17 protein-coding genes are annotated in these 22,901 nt (G+C 37.4%); 8 read left to right on the top strand and 9 right to left on the bottom strand.

What is annotated here, in order from left to right:
• Window positions 1-201: 201 nt before the first annotated feature.
• The 5 genes from GVN22_RS24260 to GVN22_RS24280 all read right to left on the bottom strand — a co-directional run bounded on the left by GVN22_RS24260 (window position 202) and on the right by GVN22_RS24280 (window position 7,450).
• A complete protein-coding gene (locus tag GVN22_RS24260) occupies window positions 202-495 on the bottom strand; it encodes a hypothetical protein (protein ID WP_166553595.1) in 294 nt (97 codons plus the stop codon).
• 355 nt (window positions 496-850) lie between these two features.
• The gene (locus GVN22_RS24265) at window positions 851-3,682 is read right to left on the bottom strand and encodes an alpha-amylase family glycosyl hydrolase (RefSeq protein WP_166553596.1); all 2,832 of its coding nucleotides are present in this window, start codon (window positions 3,680-3,682) and stop codon (window positions 851-853) included.
• Window positions 3,683-3,967: 285 nt separating this feature from the next.
• Window positions 3,968-5,416, bottom strand: a complete 1,449-nt coding sequence (locus GVN22_RS24270; RefSeq protein ID WP_166553597.1) for a TlpA disulfide reductase family protein — start codon at window positions 5,414-5,416, stop codon at window positions 3,968-3,970.
• A 456-nt stretch (window positions 5,417-5,872) separates the two neighbouring features.
• Window positions 5,873-6,805 carry a 23S rRNA (adenine(1618)-N(6))-methyltransferase RlmF gene (gene rlmF, locus GVN22_RS24275; protein ID WP_166553598.1) on the bottom strand — a complete coding sequence of 311 codons (933 nt, stop codon included), beginning with the start codon at window positions 6,803-6,805 and terminating at the stop codon, window positions 5,873-5,875.
• Window positions 6,806-6,871: 66 nt separating this feature from the next.
• Window positions 6,872-7,450, bottom strand: a complete 579-nt coding sequence (locus GVN22_RS24280; RefSeq protein WP_166553599.1) for a nucleoside triphosphate pyrophosphatase — start codon at window positions 7,448-7,450, stop codon at window positions 6,872-6,874.
• Between the two features lie 86 nt (window positions 7,451-7,536).
• On the opposite strand from GVN22_RS24280, the gene GVN22_RS24285 reads away from it, so the two are divergent.
• The 5 genes from GVN22_RS24285 (at window position 7,537) to GVN22_RS24305 (ending at window position 12,658) form a co-directional block, all read left to right on the top strand.
• Window positions 7,537-9,432, top strand: coding sequence for a hypothetical protein (locus GVN22_RS24285; protein WP_166553600.1), 1,896 nt, complete (start codon window positions 7,537-7,539; stop codon window positions 9,430-9,432).
• 211 nt (window positions 9,433-9,643) lie between these two features.
• The gene (locus GVN22_RS24290; RefSeq protein ID WP_166553601.1) at window positions 9,644-10,102 is read left to right on the top strand and encodes a MarR family winged helix-turn-helix transcriptional regulator; all 459 of its coding nucleotides are present in this window, start codon (window positions 9,644-9,646) and stop codon (window positions 10,100-10,102) included.
• 226 nt (window positions 10,103-10,328) lie between these two features.
• Window positions 10,329-10,787, top strand: coding sequence for a MarR family winged helix-turn-helix transcriptional regulator (locus tag GVN22_RS24295; RefSeq protein ID WP_166553602.1), 459 nt, complete (start codon window positions 10,329-10,331; stop codon window positions 10,785-10,787).
• Between the two features lie 68 nt (window positions 10,788-10,855).
• Window positions 10,856-11,452 (top strand): YceI family protein, encoded by a 597-nt coding sequence (locus GVN22_RS24300; RefSeq protein WP_166553603.1) that lies wholly within the window; start codon window positions 10,856-10,858, stop codon window positions 11,450-11,452.
• Between the two features lie 318 nt (window positions 11,453-11,770).
• Complete coding sequence (locus GVN22_RS24305; protein WP_205691027.1) at window positions 11,771-12,658, top strand: SDR family oxidoreductase; 888 nt, start codon at window positions 11,771-11,773, stop codon at window positions 12,656-12,658.
• 165 nt (window positions 12,659-12,823) lie between these two features.
• Here GVN22_RS24305 and GVN22_RS24310 read toward each other — a convergent pair whose 3' ends face one another.
• The 4 genes from GVN22_RS24310 to GVN22_RS24325 form a co-directional block, all read right to left on the bottom strand.
• Window positions 12,824-14,821, bottom strand: a complete 1,998-nt coding sequence (locus GVN22_RS24310; RefSeq protein ID WP_166553604.1) for a sialate O-acetylesterase — start codon at window positions 14,819-14,821, stop codon at window positions 12,824-12,826.
• Between the two features lie 147 nt (window positions 14,822-14,968).
• On the bottom strand, window positions 14,969-16,390 hold the full coding sequence (locus GVN22_RS24315) for a CCA tRNA nucleotidyltransferase (protein WP_166553605.1): 1,422 nt from the start codon (window positions 16,388-16,390) through the stop codon (window positions 14,969-14,971).
• 158 nt (window positions 16,391-16,548) lie between these two features.
• Window positions 16,549-17,112, bottom strand: coding sequence for an L-threonylcarbamoyladenylate synthase (locus GVN22_RS24320; protein WP_166553606.1), 564 nt, complete (start codon window positions 17,110-17,112; stop codon window positions 16,549-16,551).
• Between the two features lie 154 nt (window positions 17,113-17,266).
• The gene (locus GVN22_RS24325) at window positions 17,267-18,868 is read right to left on the bottom strand and encodes a hypothetical protein (protein ID WP_166553607.1); all 1,602 of its coding nucleotides are present in this window, start codon (window positions 18,866-18,868) and stop codon (window positions 17,267-17,269) included.
• A gap of 295 nt (window positions 18,869-19,163) precedes the next feature.
• Between GVN22_RS24325 and argS the strand changes: the two genes are divergently transcribed.
• The 3 genes from argS to GVN22_RS24340 all read left to right on the top strand — a co-directional run bounded on the left by argS (window position 19,164) and on the right by GVN22_RS24340 (window position 22,865).
• Window positions 19,164-20,942: an arginine--tRNA ligase gene (gene argS / locus GVN22_RS24330; RefSeq protein ID WP_166553608.1), complete on the top strand. Its 1,779-nt coding sequence runs from the start codon at window positions 19,164-19,166 to the stop codon at window positions 20,940-20,942.
• 83 nt (window positions 20,943-21,025) lie between these two features.
• Window positions 21,026-21,652 (top strand): glutathione peroxidase, encoded by a 627-nt coding sequence (locus tag GVN22_RS24335; RefSeq protein ID WP_166553609.1) that lies wholly within the window; start codon window positions 21,026-21,028, stop codon window positions 21,650-21,652.
• 313 nt (window positions 21,653-21,965) lie between these two features.
• Complete coding sequence (locus GVN22_RS24340) at window positions 21,966-22,865, top strand: 1,4-dihydroxy-2-naphthoate polyprenyltransferase (protein WP_166553610.1); 900 nt, start codon at window positions 21,966-21,968, stop codon at window positions 22,863-22,865.
• Window positions 22,866-22,901 lie beyond the last annotated feature (36 nt).

Consider the following 22,901-nt stretch of genomic DNA (forward strand, 5'->3'; position numbering starts at 1 on the left):
AAAAAATCCACCCGTATTTGAGTGGATTTTTTGTAGGCCTTCGCAGGAAAAAGTAATTTTCAAGGGAAGCCTAATTAAACTCTTTCGTTAGGGATGAATAAATTCACCCGCTAAGTGGAATAAGCAGTCGATATTTATGAGAACATAAATCAAATCCTATCGCTCTGGTATACTATTTTTCTGGAACAAGCATCGTTAAAACTAGGGCATCGAAAATCCTACAAAAAAACCTATGATGCTCAAAGCAGGTAAAGTAAAGACCCATTTAGCTGCTGAATAATGCCCATGTCGAAACAACCACCAAGCCGCAATAATCGAAATCAAAGCTAGAATTGGGAAAGCAACAATAGAGAAAAAAGTTACCCAACGCCCTTTAGTGGCGCCTGCATCAAACAAAAAAGGGCTCATCATAATCGGAAAGAATGACCCAACAATCAATATCCCATAAAGAATACTGAGAATCCAAAGAATGATTTTAGTGGTATCTGCACTCATAGTTTCATAGTTTAGTTAAGATGAATAGTAACAAATATAGGGAACCTATTCTTAGACTCAAAGCCCTGTTTGCATTTCAGATATCGGATGTTTGATTTCGGAATTATAACATACGCTTTTGAGCATTATTTTAGAAAAAACGTATTTTCAATATTTCCGAAATCAAAAAATCCTTAATTGGAGCTGTACGTTGGATTTCATTTTACTCAAAAGCATTCTTATCATTATGCTGTAGTGGCAACCATTGCGGTTGTCGCTACAGCAATTTTATTATCAATACAAAATAGAACTGATAGGAAATTTTGGATGATTATCCATAAATTCCAAAATCCAACATCCCAAATCCCCAATCGAACTATTGTTTAATCATTTTTAGCACCTGATTGCGTTGTGCGTCTTGGATATGAATCAAATACAGTCCTTCTTTTAGGTCGGTGATAGAAATATCTGTGTTTGTCTCTTCTACTTTTCCTTGTTTTACCATTTTTCCATAAAAATCGTACATTTCGTAATGTGTATCTCCTTTTCTGAAAGTTGGAACCGACAAGCGTACCATGTTTGTAGCTGGATTAGGGAATAATTTCACAGCCGTAGCCTCCTCTTCGATTCCTGTAATCACTAAAGCCGAAGGTACTTTCCAAGGAACAATATCGGCTTCAGGTTTTGGGAATGGCTTTGTTGAAAAGATATGAAACTCCCCTGGTTCTAGGAATAAAGGCAAATCTAAATCACCTACATCGATACTACTTCCTGTAAAATAATCATACCATTTACCTGTAGATGGGAAAAGACGAGTCATACCTTTTGCTTGAATATCAAAATTACCCACGACCAAAACTGTGTTATCGCTTGAACGAAGCGTCACTTTTTTCTGCATACCTGTCAAGTCGATACTAAAATCTGTAGTTTTAAATATTGATTGCGAGGTTTTCAACTGAACCATGGCGGCATAGGCTTTGTATAATTTCAAACGACGAGCATCAGTAAGGTATTCCCACTTCAAAGGTTTTTGTCCAGTACGACCATTGAAGTCAATATTTACGTCATAGCCTAGCTCTCCAAATTGCCAAATCATTTTTGGACCGGGAACCGCCATAAATACCGCCACATTTGCTTTTTCACGTTCTAAGGCTGTCGCTAAATCTCTAGTTGAGTAAGAGTTGGCTGTTTTTCCATTTTGTAAGGCATCATAAATCAAACGCTCTTCGTCATGGCTTTCCATATAACTCACTACACCCGGTGTAGTCATTCCTCTCGATTGATAAGAAAGACGTGTCAAATCGACGGTTTCACCTTTCATCATACCTCTAAAATCGTAGTTATGATTTCCCCAAACCATCATGCCCATATTGGTGAAAGTTCTTTCTTCTAAATCCTCAGAAAAAAGCTCCAAAATCACGAAGGCAGAAGCATCTACCTTGCGAATATTGTCGTAGTATCCTTTCCAAATATCAACTCTAGATTGATCATAAAGTCTAAATTGTGCATCGTTGGAGGTCTGCTTTTGGGTAAAACCTTTAGCTAAGTCAAATCTAAAACCATCAATTTTATATTCTTGCAACCAAAAAGCATTCGCTCGATTTACGTAGGCTTTGGTGGCTAAACTTTCATGATTAAAGTCAAAAAATACGCCAAATGGATGTCGGTCAGTTTGGTTAAACATCGGAGAATCTGCCGAAGGTTTTGAGCCGTCCCAATACATTTTTACATAAGGAAACTCATAGTCAGCTTGGTTAAATACCATATCCATCAGCACCGCAATACCCAATTCATGGCATTTGTCGATGAAACGTTTCAAATCGTCCTTTGTACCATAAGCCTTGTCTGGGGCAAAATAGAAAATTGGGTTGTAGCCCCAAGAATCATTTCCTGTAAATTCCTGCACTGGCATTAACTCAATGGCATTCACACCAAGCTTCTTGAGATACGACAACGTATCAATTACTGCTTGATAGTTTTTATTGGCTACAAAATCCCTCACATGTAATTCATACACTACTAAATCTTCTTTAGCTGGGCGTTTGAAAGCAGTATTTTTCCAAACATAAGCCGCTTGTCCAGTCTGAAATACCGAGGCAATTGTTTTTACGCTCGAAGGTAGAGTCTTCAAATTAGGATACGTTGCCGACGGGATATATTGGTCATTACTGGGATCAATAATTTTTTCAGCGTAAGGGTCTGCCACAGCCAAAGTTCCATTAATCAAATACTGAAAAGCATATTCTTTCCCTTTTTCGATACCATCTAACTGTATCCAATAGCGTTCAGCAGAAGTATTTCTTTTCAACAAATAGTTGTTATTGGTTTCCCAATTATTAAAATCTCCTATCACATGAACAAAATCTTTGTTGGGTGCATATAGTACTAAACCGACACTGGTTTCAGACAAATAGTTGATGCCATCTTTCCATCCAGCTGGTACTTCGGCTGTAGTAATCTGAGGTGGTACCAATACCGCCAATTGTGCGGTAGCTGTTCCTAACTTTGCTTTTGCCTGAACTTTCATCGTAATAGTGGAAGATTTATCATTGATTAGTTTAGCCAATGAATTATAAGGTATTGTGGTTGTAAAAGTATCTGTACTATCTGTTGAAAAATTAAGAATTGAGTTGTTTATCAATGTATTTCCAACACTTATTTCAGCTGAAAAAATAGCTTTAGCAGATGCTTTTAAGCTAATGGGTAAGTCTTGTCCAGACTTTAACACGATGGTACTCTCGGTTGGTGACAAAAACGCTAGACTAAAAGCGGCATCGTACATAGTAACAAAAAAGTCCTCCGTTTGAGCCGTACCATTTCCATTTTTCAACAAAACCCCGAGTCTTTTAATAGACTTACTAGTAGGCACATTATAGAATGTTCGAGGAGTAATTTTGATACTCCAAACATCATTGCCCAATGAGGTCATTTTTCCATTAGTAAAAGGTTCAGCAAAGTTACTCTGACCCGTAGGAACATACTCAAAGGCATTGCCTGTGGCTGTAGTCCCAGCACCAGACCAAAGATATACATCGGAGGTTTTTCCTAATAATCCTTTCGTGCGCGAGTCTTTGGATTGTTTTAGGTCAAAAATAAGTGTTACTTCTTTATCGCCTGTTGGCAGAAGAGGGTCAGTTGTTACAGCCTGACCAATAATAGGATAGCAACTCGCCCAAAGTAGGGCAAGCAGAAGAGATAATTTTTTCATAAAATGTTTATAAACTTGGTTAATGGAAGTACGAAGATAGAGGCTTTCTTAGTTAAGTACAATAAAATACAGAGCAAAGACAGATATATCCTGATTTTGCAAGTCTACCTACTAGCTCAAGTCTACGGCTTGGACTTACTTTTTCTCAAGGACTATGACTTGGATATTTAAAAACTTAAAATTTCTCAGTGCTACAGATTGATTTATAGTTTGAAAACTATATAAAAAAACTGGTCCAAGTCTAAGACTTGAACCAGTTTGAATTGTAAACTTGAAAGAATAAAATTATAATCTTACACTTTCAATCATATAAGAAATTTCTTCTACAGCAGCTTCGTCAGAACCCTCAAAACCAATCAATTTGTAACGGATGTTTCCTTTTCCATCAATGATAAATTTCGTTGGAATACCTACGATACCAAACTTGTCCACCACTTTCGTGTTTTTATCGTCAAGCAATACAGAGAATGTATATTTATTTTCTGTAATAAATGATTGAACTGCTTTTTTAGGTTCAGGAATACGTTCCCAAGTATCAATAAACAAAAAGCGCACGTTTGGATCTGCTTTGTATTTATCTAATGCCTTTTGCATAGCAGGAAATGACTTTTTGCAAGGTCCACACCAAGTAGCCCAAAAATCCAAGATAACTACTTTACCTTTTAGTTCAGCCAATGATACTTTATTGCCTTCCAAGTCCACAAGCGAAAATGCAGGCGCTGGTTGAGAAATCAATTCTTTTGCCAATTTTGCTTGAATACTTTTTTTCATGTCGGTATGCAATGAACTCAAGTATTTTTCAAAACCATCACTTTTTCCATTGGTTTGAATATAGGCTTCTTTTATCGCCGCAGCAACCTCATTGCTACCCTTACCTGTCTTTACAAGTTCAGCTAGCATTGGTAAAGCTTCTTTACCTTTGCCAGTTCCTGTCAAGATAAGCGCATAAATCTCATTGGTTTGGTTTACCTTATTTCCTTCAAGATTACTACGAAGTTCGTTGATGTATTTCAGTGCTTCATCATACTTTTTGACTTTATACAACAAACCTGCATAGTTTTGTAAGTAATAGTAATAATCACCTTTGGCATTCGGGTTGGGATTATTTTCCAAAGAAGCTTTAGTATTTTGAAGTCCTTCAAATGCCAATTTTTCAGCCGTTGCAAAATCGCCTTTTTGCAAAAACATTTGCGAGTTAGAAGCCTGAGCGATCCCTTTATAAGATTGAGTTTTTATTTTGGACAGCCACAAAGCATTATTTACGGCATCGCCTGCTTTGGCATAAGTAGAAGCAATTTCAGAACGTGCGTAGTCATAAACAATATCAGACTTTTCAGCAGGTTCTGGAAACTTCTTCAGAAATGTTTCATAAGCATCCAACTTGGCTTTTATTTCCTGTGGTGCTTGAATGACCAAGCTATATGCTGCGTTTAACGCCGCTTTTCCTGTTGGGAATTTCTGAACAGCCAACTTGTTAATAGAATCAGCCAAAGAGCTTTGTTTAATAGAATAGGCTACACGAACGGCAAAAGTAAAATCCTTTTCTTCGGAGGATTTTAGCAAACGAGCAATTTCAGTATCTACTTTTTTCAGCTCGATGGCATCGCCAGTATCAGCAATTTTTCGGTAAACTTTGAGGAGACTATCTTCTTTTGAAAGAGGCTTTGGTGTTTGAGCCAAGCCCATAAGGGAGATACTAAGCAAAAAGCTTAGTGCAAATAGTTTTTTGAACATAATAAATGAAATAAGTTTGAGATAAAGAAAAATGGAACTTCATAAAGGTAAGGAGATTTTCTCCTCTATATGTGAAGTACACAAAGTATTGATATACACCTAGTCTTAAAGTTATTTTTTTGAAATAGGGTATTGGGGTTTATCAAAAGGTTTCTCGAATTTTGAAATCATAAATATGAGTCATCCCAAATTTAGTGATTTAGTGAGTTGTGAATGAGTGATTATTTTAAAATTTGTATTCTAGCAATAGAGACGCAATAATTGCGTCTTAATCCGAGTCATATCTAGCATGGTAGTACCAAAAAGCGGTTGGAAAATATTTTCCAACCGCTTTTTGATGAAAACTTGGAGAATAATCCCAATCTTAAAATTAGGAATGGACTCATGTTTGATACTAAACTTCAGAATGAAACCTTTTTAGGCGCAAAGCATTGCGTCTCTACGGTTAAGTTTATTTTACTTATTCACAAATCTAGCTTTTGCCCAAGCTTTTCTTTCTTCTTCAGAAAAATACGTCCAAACCAAAATACGGCTTATTTTTTGTCCATGCGACATTTCAATAATGCGATAATTGGTAACATCTGTTTTATCAAGAGCTTTGTATAAACTTTTTAGATTATCCTTTTTCGAAACCAAAGAAGAAAACCAAAGGCAGTTTTTTGCAAAAACTTTACTTTCTTGAATCATTTGCCAAATAAACTTCAGTTCACCACCTTCACACCACAATTCACGACTTTGTCCACCAAAGTTGAGTGAAGCATTTTGTACTTTTTTGCCCGTAAGATTCTGTTGCTTACGAATAGAGCTTGCCGATGCTTCTTCAGCGGAAGCGTGGAAGGGAGGATTACAAATCACTAAATCGAATAACTCTTGGGTACGGATAATACCTTCAAGAATCTGGTCGGGGCGATTTTGTAAACGAACATCTACATTGTTTTTAAGATTCGAATTGGTAATAACAATGTTCTGTGCCGATTTCATAGCAGTTTTATCTACCTCCGAACCCACAAAACGCCAGCCATATTCGGCATGACCAATGATAGGATAAACGCAGTTAGCTCCTACCCCAACATCAAAAATTCTGATATCCTTACCTCTAGGAATTTGACCATTGTTGCATTCTGCCAATAAATCGGCGGTGTAATGCAAATAATCTGCACGTCCTGGAATCGGTGGACACAGATAATGCAATGGTATATCCCAATATTCGATTTTGTAAAAAGCTTTTAGAATAGCTTTATTCAACAACTTTACTGCAGCAGGATTGGCAAAATCAATGGTTTGACTACCGTATTGGTTAATAAAGACAAAAGGCTTTAACTCTGGCGACACCTTCATAAGTGCCTCCATATCATATCTTTCTTGATGTTTATTTCTTGAATGAAGCATGTGTTCTATTGGTAATTGAGTAGTTGAGTGAGTTGTGAATAGTGAATTTTATTTCCTTTTACTCATTCACAATTCACTAAATTTCTTGAGCGCATCGTACACGAGATGTACAGGTAAGCCCATGACTGTAAAATATGACCCTTCGATGCGAGGAATACCCACCATTCCTACAAAATCTTGTACGCCATAGCTTCCCGCCTTGTCGAAAGGTTTGCAGTTTTCAATATAATAATCAATTTCAGCGTCCGTTAATTCTCTGAAAAATACGTCTGTCGTATCGCTGTAACTTTCCATGGAATCTTTGGTCATCACACAAACCCCTGTAATTACTTGGTGTTTACGTCCCGAAAGTTTTTGTAACATCCACTTGGCCTCCGCTTTGTCTTGTGGTTTATTCAAAATCAAACCATCGACTACTACAATTGTGTCAGCCGTTAGTATAATTTGATTTTCGATTTCGTGCTGAAATGCCAACGCTTTCTTTTTTGCCAAAAATACAGGAACTTCAGGCGCAGGCATCGTATCAGGAAAATCCTCATCTGTTGGTTTTACCTTGACACTAAATTCAAAGCCCGCATCTTTAAGTAATTGTTGTCGACGTGGCGAATTTGAAGCTAAAACAAGTGGATAATTTAATGTTAGCATTCTGAGAGTTTTCGTATTTTTGTTTAGATATGATATGCAAATTTCTACAAAATAAGCCAATTATACCCACAAAACCTTGTAGGAACATGAGCCTGAGTGAAATTGTCGCACTGGTTACAATGACCTTTTGGCTATTATTTACGCCAATATCTGCCCACGCCCAACAAAAAGATTCCACTCAAGCCTTTATTCCTGAAGATTATCAAGTAAAGAAAAATAAAGAAGATAGTTTGCTTTACTCTAATTTGAAAAAACGGTTTTCAAAAAATCGGGTTCTCAACGAAATTTATCATGCGCTCTTCAAGGATGTGTATAATCAAAACTCAGCGGGTCAGGAGGTTGTGAAAATTGACGAAAATCCCTTTCAGGAGTTTGAGGGCAGAGTTGTGCGTAAAATTTATGTCAAAACCCTTCGTGTTTTTGGCGAAAGTGTCAATGATACCGCCCGCAAAGCGCAGGGTTTTGAAAAGTTTTTTAGCGCTCTACACACCAATACCCGAGAGAGTATCATCCGAAAATCCTTCCTATTATTCCACACGGGCGATATCATCGATGCCGACCGACTTCGTGACAACGAGCGTGTGATGCGTAATAGTACTATTTTGCACGATGCTCGTATTTTGGTAGTACCTGATGAACAATATCCCAACTTGGTGGATTTGTTGGTCATCACGCAAGATATTTGGTCATTGATTCCTGATGTCAATTTTGGAGGTTTTGATCGTTATGATTTGAGTATCAACCAAGTAAACTTTCGAGGACTAGGTCATTCTTGGAGAAACACCTTTTATATCAATCAAAAAGAATCACCCAAACTCGAATACGCCACCACTTATACTATTCCGTATATTGGCCGCTCCTTTATTACTGGGCAATTGGATTTGTCGTTTCGTAGACAAACCAATCGCTATGCTTTGCGTTTTTTTAGACCATTTCTAACGCCAGAAATGAAAATGGCAGGAGGCTTTGAAATGAGTCATGACCGTGATTTGCGCGTGACTACAAGAGGATATGATGCACGCACACTCATGCAAAATGACACATTACCGTTGTATTTTCCAACAGTGAGAAATTATGTAGATTTTTGGCTAGCTCGTTCTTACAAACTTCCTTTTTTAAGTCCTGAAAATCAAGCTCGTACCCGCTTTATTGTTGGACTAAGATTTACCAGTATCAATTATACCCAGCGCCCCGTTGTAACAGCTGACACCAACCAGCTTTTTCGTAACCAAGAACAATATTTAGTTGGTATTGGCTTTTCAAATAGACGCTACAAACGGGATTTTTTGATTTATGGCTTCGGGATTACTGAAGACGTTCCCTACGGTTATCTGGCTACTTTTGTGGCGGGAAAAGAATATTCGGACGCTTTTGGCAGTCGCTTTTATTCGGGAATCAAACTGGCAAGAGGACAGTATCTCAACAATTCAGGCTATTTGTATGCTTTACTCAATGCAGGTGCCTACACCAATGGTACGGCAGGGGTAAGTATCGAATCTAATTATTTTTCGAGGTTATATACGCTCCCTAAAGCCAAATTACGTCATTTTATCAATCTCAAATATGCCTTTGGCGTACAACGCTATACGGGTGAATATCTCAATATCAATGGTGAAAATGGTATTTTAGGCATCAATAGCGATCAACTTTGGGGTAGTAAAAAACTAGCCCTAGGCTACCAAGCCGTTTGGTTTTCGAAAGTCAACTTTGTCGGCTTTCGCTTAGCGCCATTTTTTCAGCTAGATATGGCTTTTGTAACACCAAGAAATCAATTTTTATTTACCAAATATCCCTACACGGGGATAGGTTTGGGAGTAAGATTACGAAACGAAAATCTGACATTTAATACTTTCCAACTCAAGTTTACCTATTTCCCCAACTTGCCCAATATTGGAGTGCTCAATGCCTCTTTTAGTGATACATACAATTATCGCCTCAAAGACTTTGATATTTCGGCACCAGAAATCGTGCCCTTCCGATAATTGAGTATATTTGCAAACAATTAACCACCTCCTTTTAATACTTCTCTTAACTTGATGTAAAGCTCTGGCTTCTTGCAGAAAAGATACCATTTATAATTGTACAAAATCCACATTAATGGACATTATCGGAAGAGTATTCGTTACTCTTGTTAAAACCTTGTATCATTATAATCTTCGCAAATCTAGGTCTGTACACATTAAATTTAAAATTATGTCCATTGAAAAAGATATAAAGCAAAAATCTTTTGCTAATCCTTATCAGAAACTAACCGTAAATATCATGTTTACCAACAACTGGTTAGTGTCTGAATTTAGTCAGATTATAAAACCCTATTCTCTTAGCGAGCAGCAATATAGTGTTCTCAAAATTTTGCAACTTTCTCATCCTACCCCACTCTGTATCAACACGATTATCGACAGTATGAGAGATCAAATGTCAAATGTTTCGAGATTGGTAGATAAACTTGAGCAAAAAGGATTTGTCGAAAGAAAAAAATCCCCTAATGACAGAAGAGTGGTAGAGGTACTTATTACGGAAGAAGGTTTACAAGTAACCCATGAGCTCAATGAGCTGATTGAGGTTTGGGAGTCTCAAAGTATTCAAATGAGCCAATCCGAACTTGAACAATTGGATACACTGCTTCAAAAACTCCAAGAAGATGCTTCATAATCAGCCGAAGTCATAGACAATGAGCGATAGATATGCATCATCTTTGATCGATTCAATAACGATTTTAGTAAAACTTGTTAACAAAATCTCTATATTTTATTTAATTAAGGAAATTCCACAAAGCACAAACCATTGATTTTCAGACTACTAATTAACATTAACAAAAAATTAACATTTTAATGTATTGACATCAAATGTTTTTACATTAAATTTGTATCATCAAATTATGAGTATCGAACAAGACATACAGCAAAAAGCATTCAAATCACCTTACACTAAGGCCGTTGTGAATATTATGTTCACAAACAACTGGCTTTGTACATTACAGAGTGATTTACTGAAACGTTATGATGTAACGTTGCAGCAATATAATGTTTTGAGAATTCTGAGAGGGCAGCATCCAAATCCTATTACAGTATGCGGAATTATTGAGCGTATGCTCGATAAAATGTCAAATGCCTCAAGATTAGTTGATAAGCTTATTCTGAAAGATTTAGTAATCCGTAAAGAGTGTCCACACGACCGTCGTCAAGTAGATGTTATCATCACAGACAAAGGTTTGGACTTGTTGGCAGAACTAGATAACCAACAATCAGAATGGGAAACGGCACTTCACAAGCTAAGTCCTGAAGAAGCCCTCACACTAAGCCATCTTTTAGACAAACTCAGAGGCTCAGCTGAATAATTGGTATTTTCTGAATTGTATTAAAAACTCCTTATTATTCATATTCACTAAAATTATTTTTCAATCAAATGAAAGCAATTAAGTTCATCGCAAGTTTATTTGTATCTGCAACAGTATTGAGTTCAGCTATCGCTGGTAACGCTCCTAAAAAAGCTGCTGAAGGTTTGGCAGTAGATACTAAAGGTTCTAAAATCCACTGGTTGGCTAAAAAAGTAACTGGTCAGCACGAAGGATTTATCAACATCAGCAACGGTAACCTTTCAGTAGCTAAAGGTAAAGTAACAGGTGGTACTTTCACAATCGATATGAAATCTATCGTTTGTACTGACATCACTGACGCTGGTTACAACCAAAAATTCATCAGCCACATCACTACAGGTGATTTCTTTGAAGTAGAAAAATTCCCAACTGCTACTTTCAAAATCACTAAAGTTGCTGGTTCAAACATCACTGGTGATTTGACTTTGCACGGTATCACTAAATCTATCACTTTCCCTGCTACAATTACTTCTGCTGCTGGTAAAGTAACTGCAACTGCTAAAATCCCAGTTGACCGTACAGATTTCAACATCAAATATGGTTCTAAGAAATTCTTCGAATCAATCGGTGACAAAGCTATCGACGATGTATTCAACTTGGACGTAACTTTGGTAGCTGGTAAATAATCCACCCAAAGTGCTCTGAGCACTATATAAAAGCCCTGCAAATGATTGCAGGGCTTTTTTTGTGGTTTTGCTCCATTTTCTCTGCTCCGTTACCCTTCCTAATTAACTTCTCAATCCTTTCTTCTTTGATTCTTTTAACTTTTTCAAAAATTCTCAATTAGTATGCTTGCATAATAATTTTATTTATCCCAAATTGCTTTACAATAGAACTTTACTTTTAAAAAGTATAGTAAAATAAAGTCATAAAGGAGAGATAAAATATAGCATAAGGTATTTTAATCACCTGTTTTGCTTTTAAATCTTTAAACTAAAATAGCTATGTTTAACCAACCAATGCTAAGAGACGGAGCCTTACAAGGTAAGACCATTGTTGTGACAGGAGGAGGTACTGGACTAGGAAAATCTATGTCGAAATACTTTCTAGAATTAGGAGCAAATGTAGTTATTGCCTCCCGCAAACTCCCTGTATTGGAAGCCACAGCCAAAGAATTAGAAGAACTCACTGGTGGAAAAATCCTTCCAGTAGCCTGTGACGCACGTAACTACGACGAGGTAGAAAATGTTCTTAAAACAGCAGTAGAGCACTTTGGTAGTGTGGAAGGCTTGGTCAATAATGCCGCAGGAAATTTTATTAGTCCAACCGAGCGACTTACTCACAAAGCCTTTGATGTGGTAGTAGACATTGTGTTGAAGGGTACTTATAACTTTAGCTTGGCATTTGGTAAATATTGGATAGAAAATAACATCAAAGGAACCGTCATGAGTATTGTGACAACATATTCTTGGACTGGTTCTGGTTATGTTGTTCCATCAGCGACAGCCAAAGCAGGTGTGCTTGCTTTAACACGCTCCTTGGCGGTTGAATGGGGCTACAAATATGGTATCCGCTTCAATGCCATCGCTCCAGGTCCATTTCCAACAGAAGGAGCATGGGAAAGGCTATTTCCTGCCGAAGCGATGGGACATGACCTTGCTAAAAAGTTTGACCCAGCAAGCCGTATTCCTCTCAAGCGAGTGGGTGATCATCAAGAATTGGCTAATTTGGCGGCATTTCTGATGTCAGATTTCTCCTCATATATCAATGGTGAAGTCATTACGATTGATGGTGGTGAATGGTTGATGGGCGCTGGTGAGTTTTCGGCCTTGAACGAAGTACCAGACGAAAAATGGGATATGATTGCTCGTGCGGTGAGAGGTAAAAAATAAGATTAAAGTAAAAAGAATTATGAGTTAGGACTTTCTAACTATTGTGGATTTGGGATTTCTGATTGCGGAAATATAAAAGCACATGTTTCCGCAATCAGAACTCCCAAATAAACAGTTCTATAATCCTTCGTACACTACAAATTCATCACTCAAAACTCTAACCACTTATTTCATTATCAGCACTTTGCTAAATATAACTTGATTATTTGGTAATTGTAGTCTCAAGAAATAAGCGCCATTTTGAATCGTTTCAGGAAACTCTACCCAATATTCTTCTCCTACTCTATTTGATTTAACATCCGTAATCTCTTGTCCATTACTGGAAAATATTTGTAGTTGCCTCAAGTCATTTACCCCTTGAATTGTGAAATAAGTACTTGCTGGATTCGGAAAGAGTTTTAATGATACATTAGGGTTTTCAACACCTAAGACTTGTGAGTAATCAATCGCCAACTTTGTATCAGTGTACACAACTGACCCGTCGGCTAGTGTCAATTTTAGTCTGTAATAAGCAAATACTTCCTTCGGACGAATCACTGCCCATTTTCCTTCCAAAGTACTATTGGCATTTTCGGTGTACACATCTATAAAATTTTGCTGATTAGTATTGTACTGAACCGTGATTTTGGTAGGCGAATAAGCTTCTACATACGACCAACTCAAATGCAGAGAGTCTGATTTTTCAACCAATGTAAATAGATTTAAAGGAGTCCAACTACCAGACAAAGTAAACGTATTGGAAAGTGTACTTTGCAAAAAAGGTGCTTCAGAAACAATTCTCAGACGATATACTTCAAGAGGTGATACATTCTGAATATTGATAGTCACAGGGCTATTTGTTCCTTGTCCGACCTGCGCCACAAATTTTCCATCTTTATCTAAAAGCTCTACTCGATAGGTCTTATTTTGACTTGTAACTCCTTGAAAATAAACGGCAAAATTCCGTCCGAATGGTAGATGTGTTGGTAATAACCTAGGTACTAAAGTGGCTTGTGGTTGATACGGAATTGCTTTTTTGAAAAACGTCGTATCCATTGTACGCATCCATGCTGTGGCAGCTAATGTTAGTCCCTGAATACCATTTTTGACATTTTCCAAATGCCCGTGCGTAATAGGTCTGGGATTTTGAATAGTATCTGTTTCGGGTCCAGCAAAGGTGTTGGGTACATTTTTGAGAATTGCATTCTGTCCTTTAATCACCAAATCTGCCCATTCATTACGGCTCGAAACTGTTGAGCGGGCAATTGACCAAGGCATATTATAACCAAAAACTTGACGAGACTTTTCAATCAAATTCTTTACATTAGCTTCATAATTTTGTGCAGAAGTCTGATTATGAGCAGCATCCGATTCTCCTTGCATCCACAAAACCGCTCGAAGACCTGTATGCGAAGCCAAATATTGTAAGGTATTTTTGAGGTTTGCATAAGGCTGCTGATTAGGCCAATACTTACTAACATACTGATTATAAGCCAATTCCCCATTAGCGGATTTACTCCAGTTTTCGGAGGTAGCTGCCGCCCAACCACAGTTAAGCAGAAAAACAGGAACTTGATATTTTTGAACGATTTTGTCTGCTAACTCGCCCCATAGCCACGCAGATTCTCCTGATGGATACATATTGGTATTGGCTAAAGCCCTTTCCATTTTGTGTAAACGCATAGGTTCATTAGGAGCAATAGTGAGATTGTCCTTTTCATCCAAATATTTATCCAAATCATTAATCACAATTACTTTTTCGGAAGCGTCTTTCGAGCCCAAACCCTGTACGCCCATGGCGTTAGATTGTCCAGCAATCAAGAATACCTCTCCCACCCCAATCTGCTCAATAATCTTTTCGTCGATAATCGTATTATTGACCCAAGCACGTACATACAAGTCATAAAAACCTGCATTTACTTTTACTTTTCCTGAAAATTCATGATTTAAAACATTAATGGCAAGCGTCTGCCAGCCCTTGGCAGGTTTACCTATTTCAACTAATTGATATTCAATTTTGGTAGCAGCGACATTGGTATATCCAGTAATCACCAAATCAGCTTGATTGGAAAGATTTCGTTGTAGAATCAAGCGATTGATAGGGTGCAAAATAGTCATTTGCCCCCAAACATAGCAGGGGAATGATAGTAAAAGTAAGAATATCCACAATCTGGAGGTCTTCATTATGCAAGAAGTTTAATACCGTGGCTTAAAATTCAGAAGATTCAAGGATTTGTTCGAATGAACGACGTGTGGAAGTGAAATACGGCAATGAAATATAAAATAGCTTTAGGCAAAATGGTTGAGATTGCCTAAAGCTTGTAATCGATACTACAATTTGGGAGTCAAACCTAGTTTACGTCCTTCTTCAATAATGAATGGCATACCTGACTCCATGGTATTTTCGATTTGCCCTTCGATAATAGCTTCTCGAACAGCAATTTTGATAATGCCTACTTCCTTAGAAGGAGTCAGCCCAAACGTTTCCATTATAATTTCGCCCGTAATCACAGGTTGAAAATTACGAAGCCTATCATTTTCCTCAACCTCTTTGAGCTTCTCTTCAACTATATCAAAATTACGCAGGTAGCGCTTTACTTTTTCACCATTTTTGGAAGTAATATCGGCACGACACAAAATCATGAGCCCCTCCAAATTTTCACCTGCTTCAAAAAGTAATCTTCTCAATGCCGAATCTGTAATAGTTTCTTTAGACAAGGCAATCGGACGTAAATGCAAGCGAACCAAACTTTTCACATAGCGCATTTTCTCATTGAGCGGCAAGCGCATATTGGTAAAAATTGGTTTTACCATTTTGGCGCCCAACTCCTCATGCCCATGAAAAGTCCATCCTTTTTTCTTGTCAAAACGCTTAGTAGCAGGTTTAGCAATATCGTGCAAAATAGCAGCCCAACGAGTCCACAAGTCGTCCGACTTTTTGGCGACATTATCCAATACTTGTAAAGTATGATAAAAATTGTCTTTATGCCCTTTACCCTCCTCTGTTTCTACTCCTTTTAATAGACAGAATTCAGGGAAAATGAGTTGCAGCAATCCGCAAGAATCTAGTAGTTTAAAACCGTAAGAAGGTACTTTTGAAAGAATAATCTTATTTAATTCTTCGGTAATCCGTTCTTTCGAGATAATCGAAATACGGTCTTTCATCGACAACAATGCATCGAAAGTATCAGGATGAATATCGAAGTTTAGTTGCGTGGCAAAACGCACCGCACGCATCATTCTTAGCGGGTCATCAGAGAAAGTAATACCTGGCTCAAGTGGCGTTTTAACAATTTTTCTTCTCAAGTCAGAAACACCATCAAATGGGTCTAACAATTGTCCAAAATCACTCTTATTCAAAGAAATAGCCATAGCATTGATGGTAAAATCTCTACGATTTTGATCGTCTTCCAAAGTGCCATCCTCCACAATAGGTTTGCGGGAGTCGCTACGATATGACTCTTTTCTTGCTCCTACAAACTCGACCTCCCAATCATCAATACGAATCATTGCCGTTCCAAAATTTTTGAATACAGACAAATATGTATCATCTCGTCCAGAATTTTTGGCTACTAATTCAGCCAATTCAATTCCAGAACCTACGCACACAATATCAATGTCTTTTGAAGGACGATTTAAAATTAAATCACGTACAAACCCACCTACCACAAAAGCACGGACATTCAACTGTTGCGCCGAGTCCGCTACCAATTGGAAAATGGGGTTATTATTTAAAGTTTCTGTAAAATTCATACAATTGTTTTGTAAAAGACCCTGAAGCTATGGATCTCTTCTTTTCATTCTCTGATGACATGCGAACAAAGTATTCGCTTTGAATCAATTGTCTATTGGGGATTTAGCCTTTCTATTACTTGTACAGCGCATAGAAAACGGCTAATGCTAACAAATCACTATTTTCTGATAAACTCAAACTCTCCGTACATTCCAATTTTGACAATCTGAGACGGTTGGGCGTTTAGGTTTTCACCTTTAGGATTTTTAAGAATAAAATCTACGTTATCGATAATTGACTGGTCAATGTCAGAAAATTGCGTCGGACTTGGCTGTCCTGAAATGTTCGCAGAAGTGGAAACAATCGCTCTTTCCATACGATGTACTAAGCCTTTACAGAATTCATCCTTTACCAAACGAATAGCCACGCTACCATCTGGTCCCATCAAGTTTGGCGCCAAGTTTTTACCTTTAGGATAAATAACAGTCAAGGGTTTTTCTGCAAACTCAACCAAATTCCAAGCAATTTCAGGTACTTCAACTAAATATTCTGAAAGCTGCTCAATTTTTGAAATAAGCACTATAAATGCCTTATTTTGAGGACGTTGCTTAATTGACAAGATTTTCTCTACAGCCTTTTCGTTACGTGCATCGCAACCTAATCCCCAGATTGTATCAGATGGGTAAAGCAAAGTATCACCTTTCTTCAAATGTGTCAATGCCTCTCTATATAGTTCTACCATTGTTTTAAATATTAGTCTTAGCAAAGAAATGATTGCTATTTGCACAAAGTATTTTCTGGAAAACCGTGTTCCAATACTTTTGTTTTTTCAATTTTCACGCAAAGATACAACATTCTATGCTTCTTCGAGGATTTTCACAAAAGGATACCGTAGATCATTTTTGACTCGTTGGACTAGATTGTTCTGGGGCATAAGCCATTTTCCGAATATAAAGCACTTCAGAACCTATGGCATTGTCGCTTCTGGCAGGCACTTGGCGTGTGCCCCAAATCAAAAAATACTTATCGTACCATGCTGCTACTTCAGCCTCTTCATCAATACGACGGTTTTCTATATCTGACTTTATTTCAAACAACTCTTTGTCTGAAGAGCCTTTTCCATTGTGTAGGTTTTGAAGGTTCAACTTTCCTTTATCCAAATAGGTAGCTATCCAATCGCCTTTATATTTGGACACTTGTACTTGTTCTACTAAGCCACTTCCCTCAAGAGAACCTAATGAAACGGCATCGTCCCAGAGCACTTTTCCATCCTTGGTAAACTCACAAACAATAGCGTGCGTATAACGATAGCGCCCCGCTCTAGCTCGCATACGCTGTACTTGAGCGATACTTATGGGCGCATAATTATACACTCCTAAAGTATTGTTATTGTTGGGAGAAAAATAATAGACCTCCGCCAAGACCAATGCCCCTTTTTCAGTTTTTATTAAATCATGTACTTGTAACAAATAACTAAAGTTGGTTTCCTTTCCTTCATTCTTTTTTCTAGCTATTTTTTCTTTTAGTTTCTGCTGACGCTTAGGTGATAAGTATCCAAAAAAGTTACTCAATTCCGAAAAATCTATCATGGTAGTTCCTGTCTGCTCGCCATTGTCAAAATGAGTTAAATACAAACCTCTCGAATAGTTGCTACAATTAGTAGAAAAATTGCCTACCAAAATTGTTTCTTGCTCTGATACAGGAAGGAGCCTTCCGCTGACAAAATTGACATTTTTATGGTCGGCTAATGGTACTTGGTTCGTTCTGAGCAAATCGCCCATGTAGGAATAAGACAATACAGACAAACTACAAATACCCTTTCTTCTTTCATTAATAACTACATTGACTTCGTTACGTATCTCATCAATCTCTAGGGTATTAATGGTTACATTTTTATCGTATATTCCAGACAAAACTTTCGTAGTAGAGTTAAAAAAAGCAAATGATATCACCACTGGTTTATCAAAATAAGTACCTGCAAAATAGGCTGAATTTCCGAGCACCTTAAAATGACTGATTGTTCTTAAACCCACTAATTTCCCCTTAAACTCATCTATTTCTCCTAAACCCAAATTGACTCGCGTAATGACAAAATCATCGGCATCAGCCTCGGCAAACAAGAAATACATATAGTCTGCGTTTGAGTAGGTCAGTAGGTTTTCCATTCTTACTGGCGGTGTATATTTGACATTCCATAGCTCTTTCAGCGTGGAGTCTATTCTATAAAACTCCCATTGACTATTTCTCCCAAATATTTCAGCATTGTCAAGCACTACGAGAGCGCCCTTTTCTTTGAGCGGAATTACCGACCAGTCCTTCGTTTTGCCATAGTCTTTGATATACTCTACTTCATTTACCTTATCCAATTGAGCCCAAACTGAAAAGTTTACTAAACAACAAAGCATACCAAGAAGCCCAACGCCAATACGCCAGGAATTATTCCTAGTAGTAGGAAAACCTCGAAAAAAAGAAAGGAATATAGTAAGGTGTTTTTTCATAGTATTGGTAAAAGGTTTATGATAGCATTAAACGGACAATTGGTTCATTTCTAATAGAAAACAAACATTATATCAGATTGTTATCTCTCGAGATCTCTTCTACAATTTACACATTTCAAAGAATCTGAAAAAGAAAAAGCACAGAGGTTTTCTTATTCCGATATGGTTATCGAAGGGATTTTGGCTAATTTTGCACTTCGGTAGAAGGTACACTTCGTCAAATACGATTTTTTGCCATATTTAATGGTCTCCACTTTCTTCCTTTTAGTAAACACTGGAAAATTTTCCTAGCGCAATGAATATCGAAAAAATACTACAAGACAGTATTCAAGCTGCCCTTTTGGCCGAGTTTGAAGTTTCCGAACCAACTATAGCCCTTCAACCTACTCGTAAGGATTTTGAAGGATTTTACACATTTGTGGTTTTCCCCTATGTCAAAGCTCTTCGCAAGTCTCCAGTAGAAATTGGAAATGCCATCGGAAATTACTTGGTCAGCAATACTACTGTTGTTAGTACCTTCAATGTAGTACAAGGCTTTTTGAATATTTCTATTGCTGATACTGCTTGGAAGGATACTTTCAATCACCTTAGAAGTGAAGCTTCGTTTGGTCAGCTCGCTGCCAAAAACGAAACTGTTATGGTAGAATATTCTTCTCCCAACACCAACAAGCCTCTTCACTTAGGTCACCTTCGTAACAACTTTTTGGGATACTCTGTAGCTCAAATCTTGGATGCCAACGGATATGATGTTATCAAAGCCAATCTTGTAAACGACCGTGGTATTCATATTTGTAAATCAATGTTGGCTTACCAGAAATTTGGTCAGAACGAAACGCCAGCCTCTGCTGACATGAAGGGCGACCACTTGGTAGGTAAATATTATGTGGAGTTTGACAAACACTATAAAGTAGAAGTAGAAGCCCTAAAAGCCGAAGGTTTGTCGGAAGACGATGCCAAAAAGCAAGCGCCTTTGATGAAAGAAGCTCAAGAGATGCTTTTGAAATGGGAACAAGGCGATGAAGAAGTAGTAGCTCTTTGGCAAAAAATGAATGATTGGGTTTTTGATGGCTTCAATCAAACGTATGAAACCATGGGTGTGAGCTTCGACAAAATCTACAAAGAATCTAATACTTATCTTTTAGGAAAAGAGACCGTTGAGGAAGGTTTAGCTTCAGGAGTTTTCTTCCAAAAAGAAGATGGTTCGGTATGGATTGACCTTGCAGATGAAGGACTTGACCAAAAATTAGTACTTCGTAAAGATGGTACTTCGGTGTATATCACTCAAGATATGGGAACAGCCGATTTGAAATACAAAGATTTCGGTATGTCAAAATCACTTTATGTGGTAGGTAACGAGCAAGATTATCACTTTGAGGTATTGTTCAAAATTTTGAAAAAATTAGGTCGTCCTTACGCTGAAGGTTGCTACCATTTGAGTTATGGTATGGTTGACTTACCTTCAGGAAAAATGAAGTCGAGAGAAGGTACCGTAGTAGATGCCGACGACTTGATGCAAGAAATGAAGGACACCGCTCGTGAGCGCACCAACGAATTAGGGAAAATCGATGGATTTACTCCTGAAGAAGCCGAAGAACTGTACAGTACTTTGGCAATGGGTGCCTTAAAATACTTCTTATTGAAAGTAGATCCAAAGAAGCGTATGCTTTTCAACCCAGCAGAATCTATTGATTTCCAAGGAAATACAGGGCCATTCATTCAATATACGCATGCACGTATTTGTTCGATTTTGAAAAAAGCAGAAGGTCAAAATATCAATATCGAAGAAGCAAGTGCATACACTAGTTTGCATGAAGTAGAGCGTGAAATCATTTTTGCATTGAGCGAATATCCAAGAAAAGTTACCGATGCAGGACGAGAATATTCACCAGCCTTAATTGCACAATATGTGTATGACTTGGCAAAATCATACAACCGTTTATTTGCTGAATTGAGCATTTTTAGTGCTGAAAGTCCAGAAGCGATGCAGTTCAGAGTACAGCTTTCAAAAGCAGTTGGCGAAACAATTAAGAAGGCTATGGCGTTATTAGGTATAAAAGTACCAACAAGAATGTAATCCGTTTGTCGAATATTCAGACTTTAACCTGTTTTTCGCTTGATTGGATTGGCAATATTGGATAACTTTCAGCTTTAGTATTTATGAAAAAGCCCTTGTTTATCATCCTTTTAACAATCGTAACTGTCATGATTCTTAAACTTTTGAAAGTAGGAAGCTTGCTAGGAGCATTAGCACTTCCTTTTACCAAAAACTCTATCGAAAACAGACCTGTGAACACTGAATTTGCAGCTAAAAAAACGCTTTATGATTTCAAGATGAAATCATTAGAAGGCAAAGACGTAAATCTTGCAGACTATAAGGGTAAAAAAGTGATTATCCTAAATACTGCTTCAAAATGTGGCTTTACTCCACAATACGCTGACTGGGAAGCTTTTTATCAAGCTAACAAAGCGAAAGTAGTAGTATTAGGTTTTCCAGCTAACGAATTTGGCGGACAAGAGCCTGGCTCAAATAGTGAAATTGCATCTTTCTGTCAAAAAAACTACGGTGTTTCATTCCCAATGTTTGAAAAAGTTGTAGTAAAAGGCGAAGGCAAATGTGATTTGTACAAATGGCTTACTACAAAAGAATTAAACGGTTGGAACGACAAAGAACCAAGTTGGAACTTCTGTAAATACTTGATTAACGAAAAAGGAGAATTAACAAACTTTTTTGCTTCAGGCGTAAAACCAAACAGCAAAGAATTCCAAGATGCGTTGAACAAGTAATCATGAATCGTTTTTGATAACTCAAAATACGCTTTAGGCAGTAAGCAGTAGGCAAAAATTGTATTTATGATTTTGTTAGAAATACTTTTTGCTTACGGCATATAGCTTAATGCCTATTGCAGGTAAAATTAATTTTATTTTACCCGCTAACTTATTTCAAGTAAAAACATCTAAATACCGAATGTACAGGTTATTTTTGTAGCTGTATATTCGGTATTTTTCTTGGATAAAGGTTTGTCGTCTAGCGTATGGCTAGCGATACTTTTCCATTTGTTTTCGTTTTATTTTATACTTTAAAGACTTTATATAAAACATGAAAAATTGGATTCTGGCGGCTCGTCCTCGTACATTGCCTTTGGCACTGGCGAGTATTTTGATGGGAAGCTTCTTGGCAGCAGGTCATGATGCTTTTTCTTGGAAAATCTTTTGGTTAGCAGTGCTTACTACCACTTTTTTACAAGTTCTTTCCAACTTTGCGAATGATTACGGCGATACCGTAAGTGGTGTGGATAGTGTAGAAAGAACAGTAGCAACACGTGCCGTACAAACGGGCGCCATTACCAGAGAGCAAATGACCAGAGCAATGATTATCATGTCTGTATTATCATTAGCATCGGGTTCTTTATTAATTTATGAAGGGCTAAAAGACACTGATTTGCAAACGATTCTTGGTTTCTTCGGACTTGGTATTTTATCGATTATTGCAGCTATTACCTATACCGTTGGCAAACGTCCTTATGGTTATATGGGCTTAGGAGATATTTCGGTATTGATATTTTTTGGATGGGTTGGTGTGCTAGGAACGTACTTTTTACATACTCACAACTTTGATTGGTTAAACTTTTTACCAGCAAGTTCATGTGGCTTATTTGCGGTTGGCGTATTGAATATCAATAATATTCGAGATATAGAATCGGATACAAAAACAGGAAAAAATTCAATACCAGTGAGATTAGGAAAAGAAAAGGCGGTTATTTATCACTGGTTACTTTTAATTGTGGGATTTTTGTGTGCAGTAATTTATACACTTTTGAGTGAATCAGGCAACAACTGGATTCATTGGTTATTTGTTGTTACGCTTCCTTTGTTAATTAAGATTGGTCGTGGTATTTCTCAAGGACAAACACCTGCTCAAATCGACCCATTTTTGAAAAGAATGGCTTTAACAACCCTTCTTTTTGTACTTACTTTTGGGCTAAGCCAAATTTTGTAATAACATTGTCGGACTAGAGTATAGGAATCTTTAAGA

Source organism: Cellulophaga sp. BC115SP, from assembly GCF_009905545.1.
In the GTDB taxonomy this organism is placed as follows: Bacteria; Bacteroidota; Bacteroidia; order Cytophagales; family Spirosomataceae; genus Flectobacillus; species Flectobacillus rivi.